The organism is Mastigocladopsis repens PCC 10914, from assembly GCF_000315565.1.
In the GTDB taxonomy this organism is placed as follows: Bacteria; Cyanobacteriota; Cyanobacteriia; order Cyanobacteriales; family Nostocaceae; genus Mastigocladopsis; species Mastigocladopsis repens.
On record NZ_JH992901.1, the window covers coordinates 21249 to 37451 of the forward strand.

The 16203-nt window shown below is 42.9% G+C and carries 13 protein-coding genes; 4 read left to right on the top strand and 9 right to left on the bottom strand.

The window, feature by feature from the left end:
* Positions 1 to 68 precede the first annotated feature (68 nt).
* The 4 genes from MAS10914_RS31945 to MAS10914_RS0102170 form a co-directional block, all read right to left on the bottom strand.
* Positions 69 to 524 carry a hypothetical protein gene (locus tag MAS10914_RS31945; RefSeq protein WP_017314252.1) on the bottom strand — a complete coding sequence of 152 codons (456 nt, stop codon included), beginning with the start codon at positions 522 to 524 and terminating at the stop codon, positions 69 to 71.
* An 88-nt stretch (positions 525 to 612) separates the two neighbouring features.
* On the bottom strand, positions 613 to 1026 hold the full coding sequence (locus MAS10914_RS29400) for a Spy/CpxP family protein refolding chaperone (RefSeq protein WP_232224090.1): 414 nt from the start codon (positions 1024 to 1026) through the stop codon (positions 613 to 615).
* 260 nt (positions 1027 to 1286) lie between these two features.
* Positions 1287 to 1790 carry a Spy/CpxP family protein refolding chaperone gene (locus tag MAS10914_RS31950; RefSeq protein ID WP_017314254.1) on the bottom strand — a complete coding sequence of 168 codons (504 nt, stop codon included), beginning with the start codon at positions 1788 to 1790 and terminating at the stop codon, positions 1287 to 1289.
* 80 nt (positions 1791 to 1870) lie between these two features.
* Complete coding sequence (locus tag MAS10914_RS0102170) at positions 1871 to 2467, bottom strand: TetR/AcrR family transcriptional regulator (RefSeq protein WP_017314255.1); 597 nt, start codon at positions 2465 to 2467, stop codon at positions 1871 to 1873.
* Between the two features lie 238 nt (positions 2468 to 2705).
* On the opposite strand from MAS10914_RS0102170, the gene MAS10914_RS0102175 reads away from it, so the two are divergent.
* Positions 2706 to 4361 carry a tetratricopeptide repeat protein gene (locus MAS10914_RS0102175; protein WP_017314256.1) on the top strand — a complete coding sequence of 552 codons (1656 nt, stop codon included), beginning with the start codon at positions 2706 to 2708 and terminating at the stop codon, positions 4359 to 4361.
* Between the two features lie 92 nt (positions 4362 to 4453).
* Here MAS10914_RS0102175 and MAS10914_RS0102180 read toward each other — a convergent pair whose 3' ends face one another.
* Both MAS10914_RS0102180 and smc read right to left on the bottom strand, forming a co-directional pair.
* The gene (locus MAS10914_RS0102180; RefSeq protein WP_017314257.1) at positions 4454 to 5449 is read right to left on the bottom strand and encodes a PRC-barrel domain-containing protein; all 996 of its coding nucleotides are present in this window, start codon (positions 5447 to 5449) and stop codon (positions 4454 to 4456) included.
* A gap of 58 nt (positions 5450 to 5507) precedes the next feature.
* Positions 5508 to 9179 (bottom strand): chromosome segregation protein SMC, encoded by a 3672-nt coding sequence (gene smc / locus MAS10914_RS0102185; protein WP_017314258.1) that lies wholly within the window; start codon positions 9177 to 9179, stop codon positions 5508 to 5510.
* A gap of 316 nt (positions 9180 to 9495) precedes the next feature.
* Here smc and MAS10914_RS0102190 point away from each other — a divergent pair, with 316 nt between their 5' ends.
* Together MAS10914_RS0102190 and MAS10914_RS0102195 are read left to right on the top strand one after the other, a co-directional pair.
* On the top strand, positions 9496 to 9750 hold the full coding sequence (locus MAS10914_RS0102190; protein ID WP_017314259.1) for a ribbon-helix-helix domain-containing protein: 255 nt from the start codon (positions 9496 to 9498) through the stop codon (positions 9748 to 9750).
* A 4-nt stretch (positions 9751 to 9754) separates the two neighbouring features.
* Positions 9755 to 10105, top strand: a complete 351-nt coding sequence (locus tag MAS10914_RS0102195) for a type II toxin-antitoxin system PemK/MazF family toxin (RefSeq protein ID WP_017314260.1) — start codon at positions 9755 to 9757, stop codon at positions 10103 to 10105.
* Positions 10106 to 10165: 60 nt separating this feature from the next.
* Here MAS10914_RS0102195 and MAS10914_RS0102200 read toward each other — a convergent pair whose 3' ends face one another.
* The 3 genes from MAS10914_RS0102200 to MAS10914_RS0102215 all read right to left on the bottom strand — a co-directional run bounded on the left by MAS10914_RS0102200 (position 10166) and on the right by MAS10914_RS0102215 (position 14697).
* Entirely contained in the window at positions 10166 to 11998 is a 1833-nt protein-coding gene (locus MAS10914_RS0102200) for a serine/threonine-protein kinase (protein ID WP_017314261.1), read from the bottom strand.
* A gap of 610 nt (positions 11999 to 12608) precedes the next feature.
* Positions 12609 to 13553 carry an alpha/beta fold hydrolase gene (locus tag MAS10914_RS0102210; protein ID WP_017314263.1) on the bottom strand — a complete coding sequence of 315 codons (945 nt, stop codon included), beginning with the start codon at positions 13551 to 13553 and terminating at the stop codon, positions 12609 to 12611.
* A 169-nt stretch (positions 13554 to 13722) separates the two neighbouring features.
* Positions 13723 to 14697, bottom strand: a complete 975-nt coding sequence (locus MAS10914_RS0102215) for a helix-turn-helix domain-containing protein (protein WP_017314264.1) — start codon at positions 14695 to 14697, stop codon at positions 13723 to 13725.
* Between the two features lie 484 nt (positions 14698 to 15181).
* Here MAS10914_RS0102215 and MAS10914_RS0102220 point away from each other — a divergent pair, with 484 nt between their 5' ends.
* A complete protein-coding gene (locus MAS10914_RS0102220; RefSeq protein WP_017314265.1) occupies positions 15182 to 16132 on the top strand; it encodes a glycosyltransferase family 2 protein in 951 nt (316 codons plus the stop codon).
* Positions 16133 to 16203 lie beyond the last annotated feature (71 nt).

Below are 16203 nucleotides of genomic sequence, written 5' to 3' on the forward strand. Positions count from 1 at the left end.
TAAAGTGAGATTAATGTGAGATCACATTTGGTAGCCTTAAATTTACAATCTCTTTGATTCGTGGAATTCTAATTGTCTATCTCCACAATGTCTCCATTAGGAAGCCTAATGTCACCATTACGAAGTCTACGTATCTTCCTAGCAGGAACAATATCCCCATTAGGAAGCCTAACGTCACCATTACGAAGTCTAACTATTCTCCCCCTTGGTCTGTCGTCGTCACGATCCCAATTGCGATCGCCTCTTCTAGGAGGTCTTGGTACGTCGTCGCGGTCCCAATCGCGGTCACGATCCCAATTGCGATCGTCTCTTCTAGGAGGTCTTGGTACGTCGTCACGATCCCAATTGCGGTCACGATCCCAATTGCGATCATCTTCAGGAGGAGGTGGTGGAAGTTGTGCAACTTCTGAATGTCTATCTACACCATAAACTCTGCCCTGAGCACTTGCTGGATTAGCGAAGAAAGTTGGAGCAAGTGTTATGGCAGTCGCTATGACAATAAATGCGTGGTGTGGTCGAAACATAAAACTACCTCTTTTATTGTTGAAGAAAAAGTTGGAAGGTCATTAAAAATTTCTCTGATTGAACTAAATACTTAAGTTGCGGGTACAATCAAGGAGCGTCAGAAGTGGGCTTTCCTTGACGCATTTGTTGCAGTTTTTGCTTTTGTTCTGCCGTGAGAATATTTGAAAGTTCCTCACGCTGTGACTGCATGAGTTTCCGCATTTTCTCCGTCTGATCTGATGAGAGATTCAAACCTTGCATTGCAACCCACGGTTCTTTACCTTGTTCTGTCGCCGTTTTTAATTGTTCCTTTTGCTCTTGTGTGAGAATGCTTTGAACTTGGGAATGAGTATTTTTTTGAATCTCCTTGAATTGGGTTTTTTGTTCTTCGCTCAAATCTAAATCAGACGAAACAGGAGGTTCTTTCATCCCTAAATTTTGAACTTGACCAGGCGGTTCGGGGCTTTGCGTCCCAACCTTTTGGTCTTGACATGCGGTAGTACTCAAAGAGATTGCGGTCATGGTCACAACAAACAAGGAGATGAATTTGAGCCTCATGAAACTTCCTCGGAATTCAAAATGACAAATTCCTTGCTATTCAACAACTTCATGATAAATATTATTTCAGGTAATTACATGGATCAAAAGTCCTAAATTGATACGTGACAAAAGTCATAGTTTCAGTGGAGCGAATCAAGAAGTTAATATCTGTTAATATCTGTAGTGCTTTTGATTTTTATGTTAACTAGTTGATAGTTAAACCCAGCACAAACTAGCAACATTTAAAAAAGTTGTAAAAGATTAAAATCTTCTAGATTTTCAGCAGGCTGATTGTGTAAATTTATCCTCTGCTTCTGTACGACTTCAGTTAATTTACGGCGCTGCTCTGGAGTAAGAACCGCTCGCATTGCCAACATATTTTCAAAATGGCTATTTTCAAGCTGTTCCTGCAAGTGTTGAAGTTGGCTATGTTTTTGACGAATTTGCTCTGATGTTCCTGTACCTTCCATAAGTGAGTGCAACTCAAAAGCAGTTTGCTGCAGTTCTTGTTGACTTTGCTGGATTCGCTCTTTGTTCTGATTGAAAGTGTAGTCAAGTTGCTTTTTTTGTTCTGGTGTAAGATTGAGTGCCTGAATGAGTGTGCCTTGACCTGGTTCAAAACCCAATTGTTCATTTGATACTTGTGCAATTAATTCCTTAAAAAGGCGAGATGGTACACCCCAAGCAACAGTACTACCGAGACAGAAGAACAAAGCTGTGAACACAGCAGTACGACGCAACATCATATAACTCAACTCCCTTTCTATTAAGATGTAAGTTCTTACTTAATTAATTGGCTCAAAAAAGATTTAGCTGTGTCATCCCATTAATCTAGGACTGGTGCAATTCCCTGCCAAAGAATTTCTACAAGACGCTGCACAAACTCTTGATCGGTATTAGCTACACTTGCCTGCGCCCCCATACGCTCTGAAAAAAAAACATAATTCATGAGAGATCCTATTAAGAGCAGAGCAAGAGTTTTGGAATCGCAAGGGCAAAGCCGACCTTGTTTCATCTCATGCTCTAGAAAACTAGTCAGTGCCTTGACATCTCGGATCGGCTTTGACTCTAGTAGACTTTCCGGTTTCGGGAGAGCTTTCCCTCGTGATCGCAGCATCATAAATCGGGGCATGACCTCCTGGTGAAATTCCAGAATCTGTATGCAGATTTGAATTAAGTTCTCTTTGAGGTTGCCCTTGCCAACAAGAGGTTCAAGCTCTGTAACCCATACAGGCGTTTCTGGAATTCCCATCGCTGCGAAGAATAATTCTTCTTTGGTTGAGAAGCGCTTAAAAATTGACGCCTCAGAAATACCTGCTCGCGCCGCAATCTCTAAAGTTGAACCGCTAAAACCTTTTTCTAGAAAAACTTCACGGGCTGCCTCTAATATTTGCTGATTGGTAATTTTGGGTATACGAGCCATAAATTAGTAAGTAGTTACTTATTAATTTATTCCCATGTTATAAACGATGTCAAGGGATGAATATGGACAAGTAACGAATTTTCTCTTCTTGTTATGAAACCACCCGGCTCTCGGCTTGCACCAGAGGGGTTGGGGGTGGGGTTCTATGGGTGAGTATGTTAAATTAAACACAATTTAGACAGGTTCTCGCTGATTTGCTATTTTAATAAGATAAACAAAAAGATTCGCAGAACTATAAATGGACTGGATTACCCTACTGCGATCGCTACAATCTGATTTCATCAAAAGGTTAACATCTGGTTGTCTGCTGCATTGTGAAACAGAAGGTCAATATAGCGAATTAACGGTCATCTCTGGAGAGAGGTTAAAAACGCTACGGGAATTTTGTTGGCAGATGGCTGAGAAATATAAGCGGACTTCAGCAGTTCGTGATGTTTTTATCAGTAATTTGAAAGGAAAATTAGGTGAAGAAGTTGTCAAAGAACGGTTAGCTGATTTTGTGACTGAAGTTGATTATGAAAAACGATTCGGCGTTGGCGATGGCAAAGTTGATTTTACGCTGACTTTCGATTCATCGGTTGGCATCGCAGTTAAATCCCGTCACGGCAATATTAATAAAGTCAGATGGTCAATTAATTCGGAAGAAGTTCAAAAAAATGCAGTTGTGGTCTGTATTTTGATTCAAGAGGAAGTCAATGAAGCACAACCAGAATATCACCTTTTCTTGGCTGGCTTTCTTCCAACCCAGATGATAAAGCTGAAAACTGGAAAAATCTCATTCGGGATAGGACAATTACTCTATGGCGGTGGCTTACGGTGTTATCTAGAACAGTTAGAATCTTTTACAGATTTCAATTCTTATAACCAAAAGCCTCCTCTTGAGAAATATAACCCTAAGAAGGAAACCAGCTATCAGCAACAGAAGCAACAGTTTGTCAAAAGAAACTTGTATCCTGAGCAAAATGACTATTTGCGTTTCCATCATGGAGATATGAATCTGCTTTATGTAAAACTGGGTGATGAATGCTTTGAGAAAGGACAGTACAACACTGCAATTAATCACTACAATCAGGCTTTAAAACTTAACTTTAAAGATGCTGATATTTATTACAAACGTGGTTTAGCTCATTATCAATTAGGAGATTACGAGGGTGCAATTGCAGATTACACTCAAGCAATTAGAATAAATCCTTATTATGGCAAGGTTTACAACAAAATTGGTTTGGCTCGTTATCAATTAGGAGATTACGAGGGTGCAATTGCAGATTACACTCAAGCAATCAGAATGAATCCTCATGACGCCATTGCATACAGAAACCGTGCTGAGGTTCGTTATCACATAGGAGATTACCAGGGTGCAATTGAAGATTACACTCAGGCAAATAAGATTAATCCTAATGATGACAATTTTTATGATAAAAGTAACAATTCTCGTCTTAATTTAGGAGTTTTCAAGCAACCAATTGACTCTTTCCCTCAAGCAATTAAGATGAGTCCCAATGATGCTATTGGTTATAAAAATCGTGGCAATGCTCGTTATGACCAAGGAGATTATCAGGGAGCAATTGAGGATTATACTCAAGCAATTAAGATGAATCCCAATGATGTCGATGCTTATTACAACCGTGGTAATGTTCTTTATGACCAAGGAGATTATCAGGGAGCAATTGAGGATTATACTCAGGCAATTAAGATGAATCCCAATGATGCTGATGCTTATTACAACCGTGGGAATGCTCGTTATCACCTAGGAGATAAGCAGGGAGTCATTGATGATTTTCACAAAGCAGCAGACCTTTATCGAAAAGAAGGTAAGCTAGAGGAACATAAAAATGTGCGGGAAAGAATTTTAGATTTAGAAATAGAAGAATCATTAGATATTTTAAATTTCTAAAAATAGAAACCCGGTTTATTAAAAAACCGAGTTCCTCAAAACCTTTTTATTCTGCTCTCCTCCCCACTTACGTGGAGGAGAATAAGGTCAAATCAATAACCGCTTTCTTCTTCGTACTCTGGCTGTCTCTCTTTGACTTTCTTGGGAATATTAATTGGCTTTGGTGGCTCATCATCCCAAGCATCACGGTCTAAATCGTCGTCGTAATCGTCGTATTGGTCAGCGTATGACTTACTGTTGTAAGAACTTGAGTCAGACTTTGGTTGTTTTTGATACCTATCTTGACCTGTTGCCTCGCTCCAGTTGTCTTCTTCCTCGTCCTCTTCATATTGAACAGCCTCATACTGCCGCGCTTTCATCACCTGACGCTGGGGACGTTCTTCTTCGTAGTAGTCTTCATCCCATTCTTGCGCTACAGGTTCAGGTGTACGAACAATTCTCGGCTTAGGTTGCTCTAATGGCACTCCACTTGGCAGTTGCTTGTCTGGTGTCACTGTACGAGGAGTGTAGGTGGAGTATTCTTCTTCAATGTCTCGCTCCCACGGTGCTCTGCCAATACCCAAACGCTCTAGTAAACCAACAGTTAATTGAGTGACTCGCTCTTCGGCTCCCTCAAAAACAATTAATCTATTGGGACCTGTGCTCACAATTTCGTCTACTGAAAGCTCGTAAGTACTCAAGAATTGGTCGGGAATTTGCGGCAGTCCGAAAGAGGCGATGACAATGGAGTACATCTTACCTGTTTCCCCATGAAACTTGAAGCCCCGTACTTTGCCTAAGACTTCACCAGTTTCTGTAATCACCTCCCAGTTCATCAGGTTGCTGTAGGTCTCAACCTCAACATCGTCAATGACATCCTCGTTATCCACAAGGATGACATCACCTATTTGGTTGATGCTGTTGAGGTACATATAGCGTGGCACTCCAGAAATAGAGATCAGGCTGTCTCGTAAGCCAAGAGCCACAACCTCTCGTTGATCTACATCAACCCAGACTTGACTCACGATTCCTAAGCGCTTGCCATTATCGCGGGTGATTACCTGGGTGTTTAAAATATCGGAACGTCTAATACTTTGTTCAGAGGTCATTCTATACCGAGTCCTGATCTCGAATCCGGTTTATCTATACACTATTATTAACAAAAACTCAAGCAGACGTATGGTCAGATTGTAACTTAATACCCAAAACTTGGGTATAAGCTCCCCTTGCTTGAGTCACACCAATTGTGCGTTCGGCTGATTCTATCATCGGGCGACGCAAGCTGACAACGATAAATTGTGCTTGTTGCGCCTGTTGTTTAATCATTTTAGCTAATCGTTCTACGTTTGCCCCGTCTAAAAACATATCTACTTCGTCAAATGCATAAAATGGCGACGGACGATAGCGTTGCAAAGCGAAAATAAAGCTCAAAGCAGTCATAGATTTTTCTCCCCCAGACATAGAAGCGAGTCGCTGCACCGGTTTGCCTTTGGGATGTGCAACCAAATTTAATCCACTGTTGAATGGATCTTCTGGATCGTCGAGTTGTAGATAGCCGTCGCCTTCAGAAAGGGTGGCGAAAATTGATTGAAAGTTTTCATTGACAGCATCGAAGGCTTCTTTAAATGCGCGTTGCCGCAAAGTCGTAAAATTCTCAATCCTTAACAGTAATTCGGTGCGTTCTGCTTCTAAAGTCTGCAATTTTTGACTGAGTTCTTCAAGGCGTTTTTGCGTGCGTTCATATTGTTCTAAAGCAAGCATATTCACAGGTTCCATTGCTTGCAGGCGTTTGGCAAGAGAGCGCAATTCTTTTTGTAATTCTTCTAAATTGACTTTATCTGGCACTTCGGGTAAAGGATTTGGTAATTCCGCCACCATAGTTTGCAATTGGGTTTGCAATGCAGCCAGTTCCTCGCGCCGTGTCTGCTGGGTTTCTTGCAGTTTTTGCAGTTCCCATTCCAAATGTTGTTGACGCATTGTGTGCGATCGCAATTCTTGTTCTGTTGCATCGCGTCTTTGTTTCTCTTCTCCTAAATTTTGTTCCATTTGACTCAAAGCAGCGCGAGTCTCAGCGATAGCACTACTGAGTGTTGAGTGTTGAGTGCTGAGTGCTATACGTTGATTTTCCTGATTTATTTGTTCTTGATGGTATTCTTCAATACGCTGTTCCCCTTCTTGAATTTTTTCTTGCAACCGCTGCTGCTGATTCTCCAAGTTCTTCAATCTTTGTTCTGCTTCTCTTAATGCTGCATCCCGTTGTTGCAATTGTTGCTCTTGAATTTTGATTGTTGCTTGGATTTGTTGCCATTCTTTCGGAGTTTGTGATTGTTCCAACTCAGCTAAAGCTTGTCGCAATTGTTGCAAATGCTGCTCTTGCTCTGGTAATTCCCGATCCAATACCTCTAAGCGGGATTGAACGGTAGCTAGTCTTTCTCTGTTTTGGGAAAGCTGCGATCGCGTTGTTTCCAACTGCGCCGTCAAACTCTTAATTTCTTTTTGCAACTGTTCCAATTGCAGCTGTTGTTCTCGCCGCGTCTGTCGTGCTTCCGTCAGTTCTTGCGTTAATTGTTTTGTCCTGGGAGATAGAGTATTGATTGCCTCGTTACAACGATCTAAAATCCGCTCAATGTCAGCCAACCGACTTTTCAAAGAAGAGACTTCCTCAGACTCCGCAGCTTCCACCGTACCAAACCGCAACGACGAACGCTGGTTCGTGCTACCACCAGTCATCGCGCCACTGGTTTCTAGCAATTCCCCATCTAAGGTGACAATACGATACATTCCCATATGCTGACGCGCTTGATTCAGACTTGCAAAAACCACTGTGTTTCCAAAAACGTAGTTAAATACATCCTTATAACGGCGATCGCACTCAATCAAGTTAACGGCATAGTTGACAAAGCCGTTGGCATAACGCAGCGTAAAATCTTGGGTAAATTTGGGAGCGTGAATTTTATTCAACGGTAAAAAAGTCGCTCGACCAGCACGTTTTTGTTTGAGCAGTTCAATTCCTGCGGCTCCTATGCTGTCATCTTCCACAACAATATGCCCCAAACGTGCCCCAGCAGCAATTTCCAAAGCTAATTGATAGCGGGGTTCCACACGTCCCAACTGTACAACCAAGCCACAGACACCAGGCATTCCTGATTGTAGAATGACTTTGCTGGCTTGGGTTCCTTGGACTTCTTGTTGTGCTGCTTGTTGCGCCTCTAGTTTGTCCAATTGGCGTTGCTTTTCCCGTTGCTCTTGCAAGAGGCGTTTTTGGGTTTCCTGCTGGATTTGCAGTTCTTGTTCTGTGGCTGATACAGTTTCGGCTAGCTGTTCAACCTGTTGTAGAGACGTTGCATGCAACGTCTCTACATGGGCAATTTGGGATTGTTTTTCAGCAATTTCCGGTTCTAATGTTTGAGTTAGCTGCGTTTGCTCTTGAATTTGCTGCTGAAGCTGGTTGTTACGCTCTGTGAGTTGTGCTTGCTCTGTACGTTGGGGTTCAACAGTTTGCAGCAAAGTTTCAATTTGGCGGTTAAGAGCAGTTTGTTGCTGTACCCACGCTTCGGAAGCTGAAGCAATTTCTGCTGCGGCTTCCCGCGAATTTTCTAATGCTTGTCGCGCCTCATCTCGTTGCTGTTGTAGAGACGCGCCATGGCGCGTCTCTACAATCTGTTGTTCTGCCAGTTGTTCCAGAGACTGCTGATGCTGTTGAATTTCCTCTTGAGTTTGTTGCAGGCGCTTGGCGGTTTCTTGTATCGCTGTTTCTAGTTCTTTTTGCTGACGCTGAAGCTGCTTGCGTTCCGCTTCTTGGGTGGCAAGGGTAGATTGTACCGCCAAAAGTTCTTCTTCTCCCAATGCTTTCACATGGGCGTTGAGTTCCTCAAGTTCAGCGGTTTTTTGGGCGATTTCTGTGTTTAGGGTGGTGAGTTGATTTGTCAGTTCAGCGGAGGTGCGATCGCCTTCTTGAATTTGCGTCACCAACTTTTCTTGTTGTGCTTGCAGCGAACGCCACGATAGAACTCCTTCCCATTGTTGTTTCTCTTGATACTCAGTGCGGAGTCTTTGGTATTTTTCCGCTTTGGCGCGATCTTGGGAGAGGCGATCGCGCTGTGCGATTAATTCTGTCTCGACAATGCGACAGCTATCTTCTTTTTCCTTAACTTGATCTAACGTTTCTTTTGCTTGGTTAATTTTGCGGTCAAACGCCGCTACCCCTGCCAATTCATCAATGATTTCGCGTCTTTCACGGGCATTCATCGAGATAATGCTAGTGACATCCCCTTGCAGCACGACATTATAGCCTTCAGGGTAAATACGTAGATTATCGAGTTCTTCGTGCAACTCGGCGAGAGTGCAGGAGATACCGTTAATGTAGTAATTCGATGTATAAGTTCCTTGCGGAGTCACTCGTAACCTTCTGGTGACACTCCACTCGCTACCTGATTTGGCGCGGATTTTCTCTTTACGATTTTTGTCCTGTGCGCTTTCTTCCTTTTGTGCTTCCTCGACTTCCCCAACTTCCTCATCCTCAACAACGGAAATAACAGGTAAAGTTTCTAGTTCATCATCTAGTTGATGATCTGACAAATCAAGTGTGACAGTGACGCTAGCTTCGACAGCGGAACGTGATTTAGTAACTTGGGTGGTGTTGACTAAATCGGGTAGGCGATCGGCACGCATTCCCTTGGAACTTGCTAGTCCAAGGCAAAACAACAGCGAGTCGAGGATATTGGATTTACCCGAACCATTAGGTCCAGAAATGACAGTAAACCCTGGCAGTAGGGGGACAGAGGTCGTACCGCCGAAGGATTTGAAGTTAGTGAGTTCTACGCGCTTTACATGAACCATCGCGCTGTTTTACTGGGCTTATGAAGTTCAAGTGTACCAACAAAGTTCTCAATCAAGTTAGGGGGTCTGGATTATTAAACCGCACAGAGCATAGAGGAGGAGGGAAGAGGAGTTTAACAGTGAACAGTTATCAGTTATCAGTTATCAGTTAAATCCTTGGGTCTAAGCCAATTGATGGAAGGTGTTGGTGGCGGGTCTAAATCCCCCACCATACGCCTGATAACTGATTTAAAGCCAGTTTATCAAAATAATTGTGATATGATAAAAGGTAGGATTAAAAATCCTACTTCAAATAGTATTTTATCTGTTCTAGACAATGACCCACTCTCAACAAAAGCAACGAGTTTCAATTACAGTTGACTCACATCTGCTTGAGGAAGTTGATAAGCTGACAAATAACCGTTCTGCTGCCTTTGAAGAAGGAATACGCCTTTGGTACGTTAAACAAATTGAAGAGCAACTGCGGAAATCTTACCAATCTCGTACACAGGCTGATGTTGGTTTTGAAGAGGAATGGGCAACATTTGCCCAAGAACAAATGGAAGATAGCTTAAGGGCGGAAGGTCTTTGAATCAATGACAGAAGGCTATCCACGCCAAGGAGAAATTTATCTTGCCAGAGCATTACGCTCGATAGCAGATACTAAAAAGCGTCCGGTTGTCGTTGTTTCCATCAATGTCCGCAACGAATTGAGCCGCACAGTACTGGTTGTTCCGTTTACTAGTAATTTGAGTACAGGTGAGACACCGACTCGCATCTTGATTCTCGCTGGCGAAGGCGGACTGGAAGTAGATTCGCTTGCTATCTGTGACAATATTTCATCTGTCCAAAAACCGTATTTAGAGCGCGGTCCTTATGGTCAAATCAGTGCTGAATCTCTAGAGCGAATTCAACGGGGAATTCAGATAGCAATTGGTATTTTTTAGCAGGTTGAGAAGATTTATCTAGCTTTATCAGCTGGGTAGATCAGTACAATAACCTAAACTTCAACACTTTCTAGCGCTGGCAGGACTCACAAAATCATGTAAGCTTGCATCCCATACACTGATATAAATAAAATCACATTCCTGACGCACAATCTGACCCTTCAACGAACCTCTGGTAAAACGGAAACTATTCAACTGACGCTGTTGCATCTGTCGCAGTCCCTGCTTAATTTCTTCTGTTGCTTGAGTGCCTAACATTCTTTCTAAGGTTGCCAGCATGACCTGAAAGTCTACAGATTGAGCAAAAGCTACTTCGCTTTGGCGAAGTATTCCAGAATCACGATCAAATATGTAGCCAAGATGAATTTGATTTGGCACTAATATATAACTGATAGCACGAGTGTTGCGCCAAATACCTCTTGAATCATGATCTGGCTTGCCGACAACTGTTTCTACAGTGCTTCTTTGTGTACCCGGAGGAAATGCTGGAACACGACCTATGTTAGTATTGCCAGCTGAGTTATTGCGAGCCGAGTTGTTTTTATATGGTGCTGGACGTGACTTTGGTGTGAAAAGCGTTGGTCTTTGAGCGTTTTGTTCTGGTGGTGCTGATGCTACAGGAACTGCGGGAGCATCTGAAGTGAGTGGCTCGTTTTTTGGCTGTGGTGAGGTAGGTTGCGAAACCACAGGCTTATTGGCTTCTGTGGAGGTAGGAGAGGGTGACTCTGTTGGATTTGTGGTGTTTGATTCTGGCAACGGTGTGGATGTGGGTGATGTAGCAAGAGGCACTTCAGAAACTGGCTTGCGAGTCATAAGAATAACTGATACACCAATCAAACCAATCACAACCAAACTGCTAACGAGCCAAGCCAGCTTTTGCCAGTTTTTATAAGTGGAATACACAAGGGTGACTGGAGTGTTTTGATGGGAAGGCAATAGCTGGGTTTGCTGGGGTAACGCTTCAGTGGGAGATTGGGCTACTACTGTGGGTTGAATTGCAGCTGTTGGTGAAGGGGAGGCAGGGAGGGCAGCGCCGTGCGGGGAGAATGCTCGTGGTAGCCACTGTCGCCTTGGAGTTGCAGACTGCAAGGCACGTAACATTTTGCTAGCACTATCGTAGCGATCGCCTGCTTGGGGCTTAATTGCCCGATTAAGGACCATCGCCAAATTCGGAGATACCCCTGGGGCATAATTCTGCCAAAGTATTTCCCCTGTTTGAGGGTTGGTTTGTAGCTCGTTGGGATGTCTGCCTGTGAGCAGATGAATTGCTGTCAAGCCTAAGCTGTAAATGTCAGTGGCGTAAACTGGGCGTCCAACAGCTTGCTCGCTAGGCATATACCCTGGTGTGCCCAGCACGAGCGATTGAGTAGGGTTTCGTGGGGAAACCACTGAATGTATCGTTGCCTTGACTGCACCGAAATCAATCAACACCGGCTTGCTATTGGAGGAGCGGAGAATGATGTTATCAGGCTTGATATCCCGGTGGATAATGCCTTTGCTGTGGATGTAATCTAAAACTGACAGCAGACTCAATAAAATTTCTCTAACTACAGTTTCGCTGAGTGACCCTTTAGCTTTGCGAACGTTTGACAGAGTTTGTCCTTGAATCCATTCCTGGATCAGGTAAAACTGCCCGTTCTCAGAAAAGTAGGCAAAGAGTTTGGGAATTTGGTCACTACCTTCGCCCAGGTACTCCAAGGTTGCTGCTTCCCGTTCAAACCGCTGTTGAATTTTTTCGTAGATTTGAGGATCATTTGTTATCGGTTTGAGTTGCTTGATCACACAGCGACGGCGAGAAGGTATATAGGTGTCTTCTGCCAAAAAGGTTTCGCTAAAGCCACCGAAGCCTAGTACCTGGATAACTTGATAGCGATTGTTCAGCAGCGTTGTCATGCTCCCTTAAAAGCGCTGGTCTTTTCTCTCAAAAATGCTGGTACACAAACAAATTAAGGCTTTTCAGCCTTGATTTCTGTTTCCGGACAGAGTTCGGGTAATGCCGTAACTGGTTACAGAACTTGCTTTTTTTCTTAAATCAGTTTTTTAAATTAGCTTTTCAGCCTTTTCGTGTCACTTTTAAGCTTATTGATTTTCACTCCAATTAAATTCACTCTACAGCTGCAAGGCAAAACTTTTCAAGCTCTAACTTTTGATAGGTCTTTTCAAATATCGAATCTTGCCCATCTTCATCTGGTTGGCAATACATAAGTACTAGATTTTCTTGTCTAGCTTATTGCGAATTTTTTATATTTATTGCCATAAGCCCCCCTGGTATACTCAGAGGATATTTTAAAAGTGGGGGACTTTCGTAAGAAAGCTCACAAGGCTTATGCTGAGATTTGTAGAAAACAGCACCTTGTGAGCGAATGACTAAAGCATATCCTAATGATTTAACGTGGGATATGAAAGACTACCCGAAACTTCCGAGACTTTTATCTACACAGCGATGATTCGGATCATACTCATAATAAACGCGCTGTGCATACCAGCCATTAGTAAACCCAGGCTAGGGTAGCCTGTCGAGAATATCGGACAGGAGTTTAGGTTGTGAGGCAAACGGTGAATGGCTGGAATTCAGAGTTTGCAGATGGAATTTGTTGCTGGGAGTCAACTCGTCAGCCTGCTCAATCATCAGGTCTTGCAAGGCCAAAGGAATAGCCCTGTCGTTTGTGCAGCGAATAAATGTGCGTGGCACGCGACCCCAACGTGCAGACGTTCCCCTGGTGTCGGCAGTCACCGGACCCAGTGGTAGATCCGGAGTCAAACTATGAGCGTAAGGAAGAAAATTCTCCATCGTTATGTCGTTGTAGAAGATCTGGCGAAGCTTTTCTAGATAGTTTGGGTCGATTGATCGCATATTGAGCCGAACCGCGCCAATCTTGGTGGGGTTACCAATGATGGCGTCCCTCTGACGCGATTGGGCGACGGCAGCTTGAGGCAAATTGTTGTATGCAAGTAGATCTGGTAGTTTTGTGTGGCAATATGCGGTGAGGTAAACAAGCCGTTCTATTCGATCAGGCACCTTTTCACCGAGTTGAGTGACCACAATCCCGCCCATACTGTGACCAACAACAATAACTTTTTGATCAGTGGATAAGGCACGCACCTCCTCGACTGCGGCATCGACATAGTCTTTAATGGTGAGCGCCTTGAGTGGCGATTCTTCAGTCGCGAGCATAGCAAGGTCTTGTCGAAGATATGATGTGGGAAACTTCGCCTCTAGACCGTGCCCAGGCAGATCCATCGCAACGACACGGTGACCCATTTGCGTGAGCAACTCGGACACTTTTTTCCAATGTTGTGCTGAATGCCATGCACCGTGGATCAGCAAGATGACCTTCGAGTTCCTTGCTGGATTATTGGGTGAGGTTAGCCCGACTCGATATTGACCAAAAGCAACGGATGTTGAAAGCGCCAGGGCGCTGCCAAGAAGAAAGCCACGTCTTTTCATTTGCACCTCCCGTGCGATTTGCCGACCCTATGAAAGGCTGAGTCGTTTACTGACCGCTGGCTACCTAATGACAACAGTCGGCGACGGCAGATCAACCTCAACTAATGTTGAGCGTAACGGTTGCGAGCGCTTGTCGTCTTACATGTTCTTATACTCTTTTGATCTGTTCTTATGATTGCTGTCTGATTGAGCCAGGTGTTGTTCCAGTTAGTTTTTTGAAGTGGCGATTGAAATGTCCTTGGTTGGCAAATCCGACTCGATAGGCAATTTCGGCGATTGACAATTCAGGCTGAAAGAGTAACCGCTTGGCTAGCTCAATTCGGTGATGAAGGATATATTGATGCGGTGCGAATCCGGTTGATTGCTTAAATAACCTGGCAAAGTACGTTGGACTCATTTGTACCATTGCCGCTAACGCATTCAAGCTCAAATCCCGATCCAGGTGATTATGAATGTAATCAATGACTTGCTTCAATTTTGATCGAGACAAACCACCGGAATAGTCCTGAACTACGGGAGTGTGTACCGCATAATGCTTGAGTAAATGAACGATCATGGCATTTGCCATCGCCTCAGCATAGAGCCGACTCCCTGCTCTATCTCTCTCTAGCTCTGTTTTGAGTGCTAACCCCATTTGATAAATCAATGGATCGGGCTTAGGAAAGTGTGGCAGCAACTCAACTCGGTCGGGATCAATCGATTCATGGATCGCACGGCTGAACTGAGTTGGTTCCAAACAGAGCATAATGAACTGACGGGGCATATCCCACTGGGTTTGACAGGGAATATTTGCCGGAAGAATACCCACATCCCCTTGTGCAATTTCCTCATGCCACAAGCACCCATCAATCAAGCGTCTTTCGGTCGATGGAGGCGGTAGAGTGTGAATGATAATCAGATGCTGAAGTGATCGATATTCAGACTTTTCGGCAGGCGGTTGATGGTGAAATTCCAGATGAATTCCGTTCCATCCGGCGGCATGGCTGGTGAGGAGGGGCGATCGTTCAAACAGTTGTAAAGAGGTATCTTGCTTGCTGAAGTCAAGAGCTAAGGGTTTCCCATTTTCCATGACATCGTCCTCACCATTAATCTTAACTCTTAAGAGTATATACAGAATACTTAAATTTTCAGGGAAGGGTGTCATGATATTTTTTACCTTTTGGCTTATTTATACTTAGATTCACATTTTTAACTTCCCCAGCCTTGTAGTATGCCAAATGCAATTCCACACCAAAACACCCCACTCATGATGGGGTGTTTTGGTAGAACTTTGTGCCAGGGTTCGCCCCCCAATAGCTATTCAAATTGACGCTTATTTAAATATTTGATGGATGGAGATTTCAGTATTTTGAGCTTTTCCGCGATTCGTACATTTTTATGCCAACGGAATTTTTTACCCTTCTATAAGAAGTTGAGAAATTGTCACATTTTTGTCACAGTTTCGTCATATCTTTGTCAAACTCATATGTTATAGCTAATAAAGCTTCTAGGGTGCAGTAAAAAATAAATCTATCGCTTTTTTGAAATTCTTAATAATTCTGTTTTTTACAAATTATTGAGGTTTTTCTGATATTTCTACAGATTCTATGGTGATTAGAGTAAATAATACTGTTGACTAGTTGTTTTTTATGCAGAAATTGCTTACCATTGCCATTCCTACATTTAATCGTGCCACGCTACTGGATAAACAGTTATCATGGCTATCTCAAGCTATCCAAGGTTATGAATCTGATTGTGAAATCTTAATTTCTGATAATTGTTCTACAGACAATACTCAGGAGGTCATAAAAAAGTGGCAAGAAATTCTGAGCAATATATCCTTTAAATTCAACAAAAATAACGAAAATATCGGATTAATGAGAAATCTTGCTTATTGTATCAACAATACTAATAGCAAATATCTTTGGGTAATTGGTGATGACGATGAAATTCAGAAAACAGCCCTCTATTATGTAGTGAAAAACTTGCAATCCCACCCAGACTTAACATTGTTGAGTCTGAATTATTCTCGGGTTGACATACCAACTGCTAAAGTTATCAAGGAACGCCATTTTTCTATTGAAAACGAAGAGATAAGGGCTGATGGAAGAGCATTTATTGAAGGTAATTTATCAGAAGATATTTTCGGTTTAGGTTTTATGACTGCTCAAGTATACCAAACAGAAGCAGTAAAGTTAGCTATACAAAAGTGGCCATTGAGTGTAAATAACCTAGAAGGACAAATCTATTGGAGTGCCTTTTGCGCCCTTAAAGGAAGCGTAAAATTTACCAAGGATATTTATCTAGCATATGCTTGCGGTACAAATGCCTTAGCAAACCCTAAGTTATGGTTCAGGGTGTATTATTCCGATTTGCCCAAAGTTTATGCAAAACTCATGGAAGTCGGATATAGTAAAAAGTTTTGCAGAGAATTAATTCTCACACATTTTACTGGAAGCAATAATTGGAGAGCCATCTTAGGCGGTATCAAAAGATGGCCTATCCTTGGAATTAAAACTATTGTTCCTTATTTGGGTTTAGTGGGTATGTTAGTTGGGGCAAGCCTTTTCTTATCCAAGCAAGTAGAAACTAAGCTTTGAGATTCTCTCGACTATAAGTTAGGAGATTCTTAGTGCTTTGAATAACATTTCAACAGTACTAAGTCGTGAGT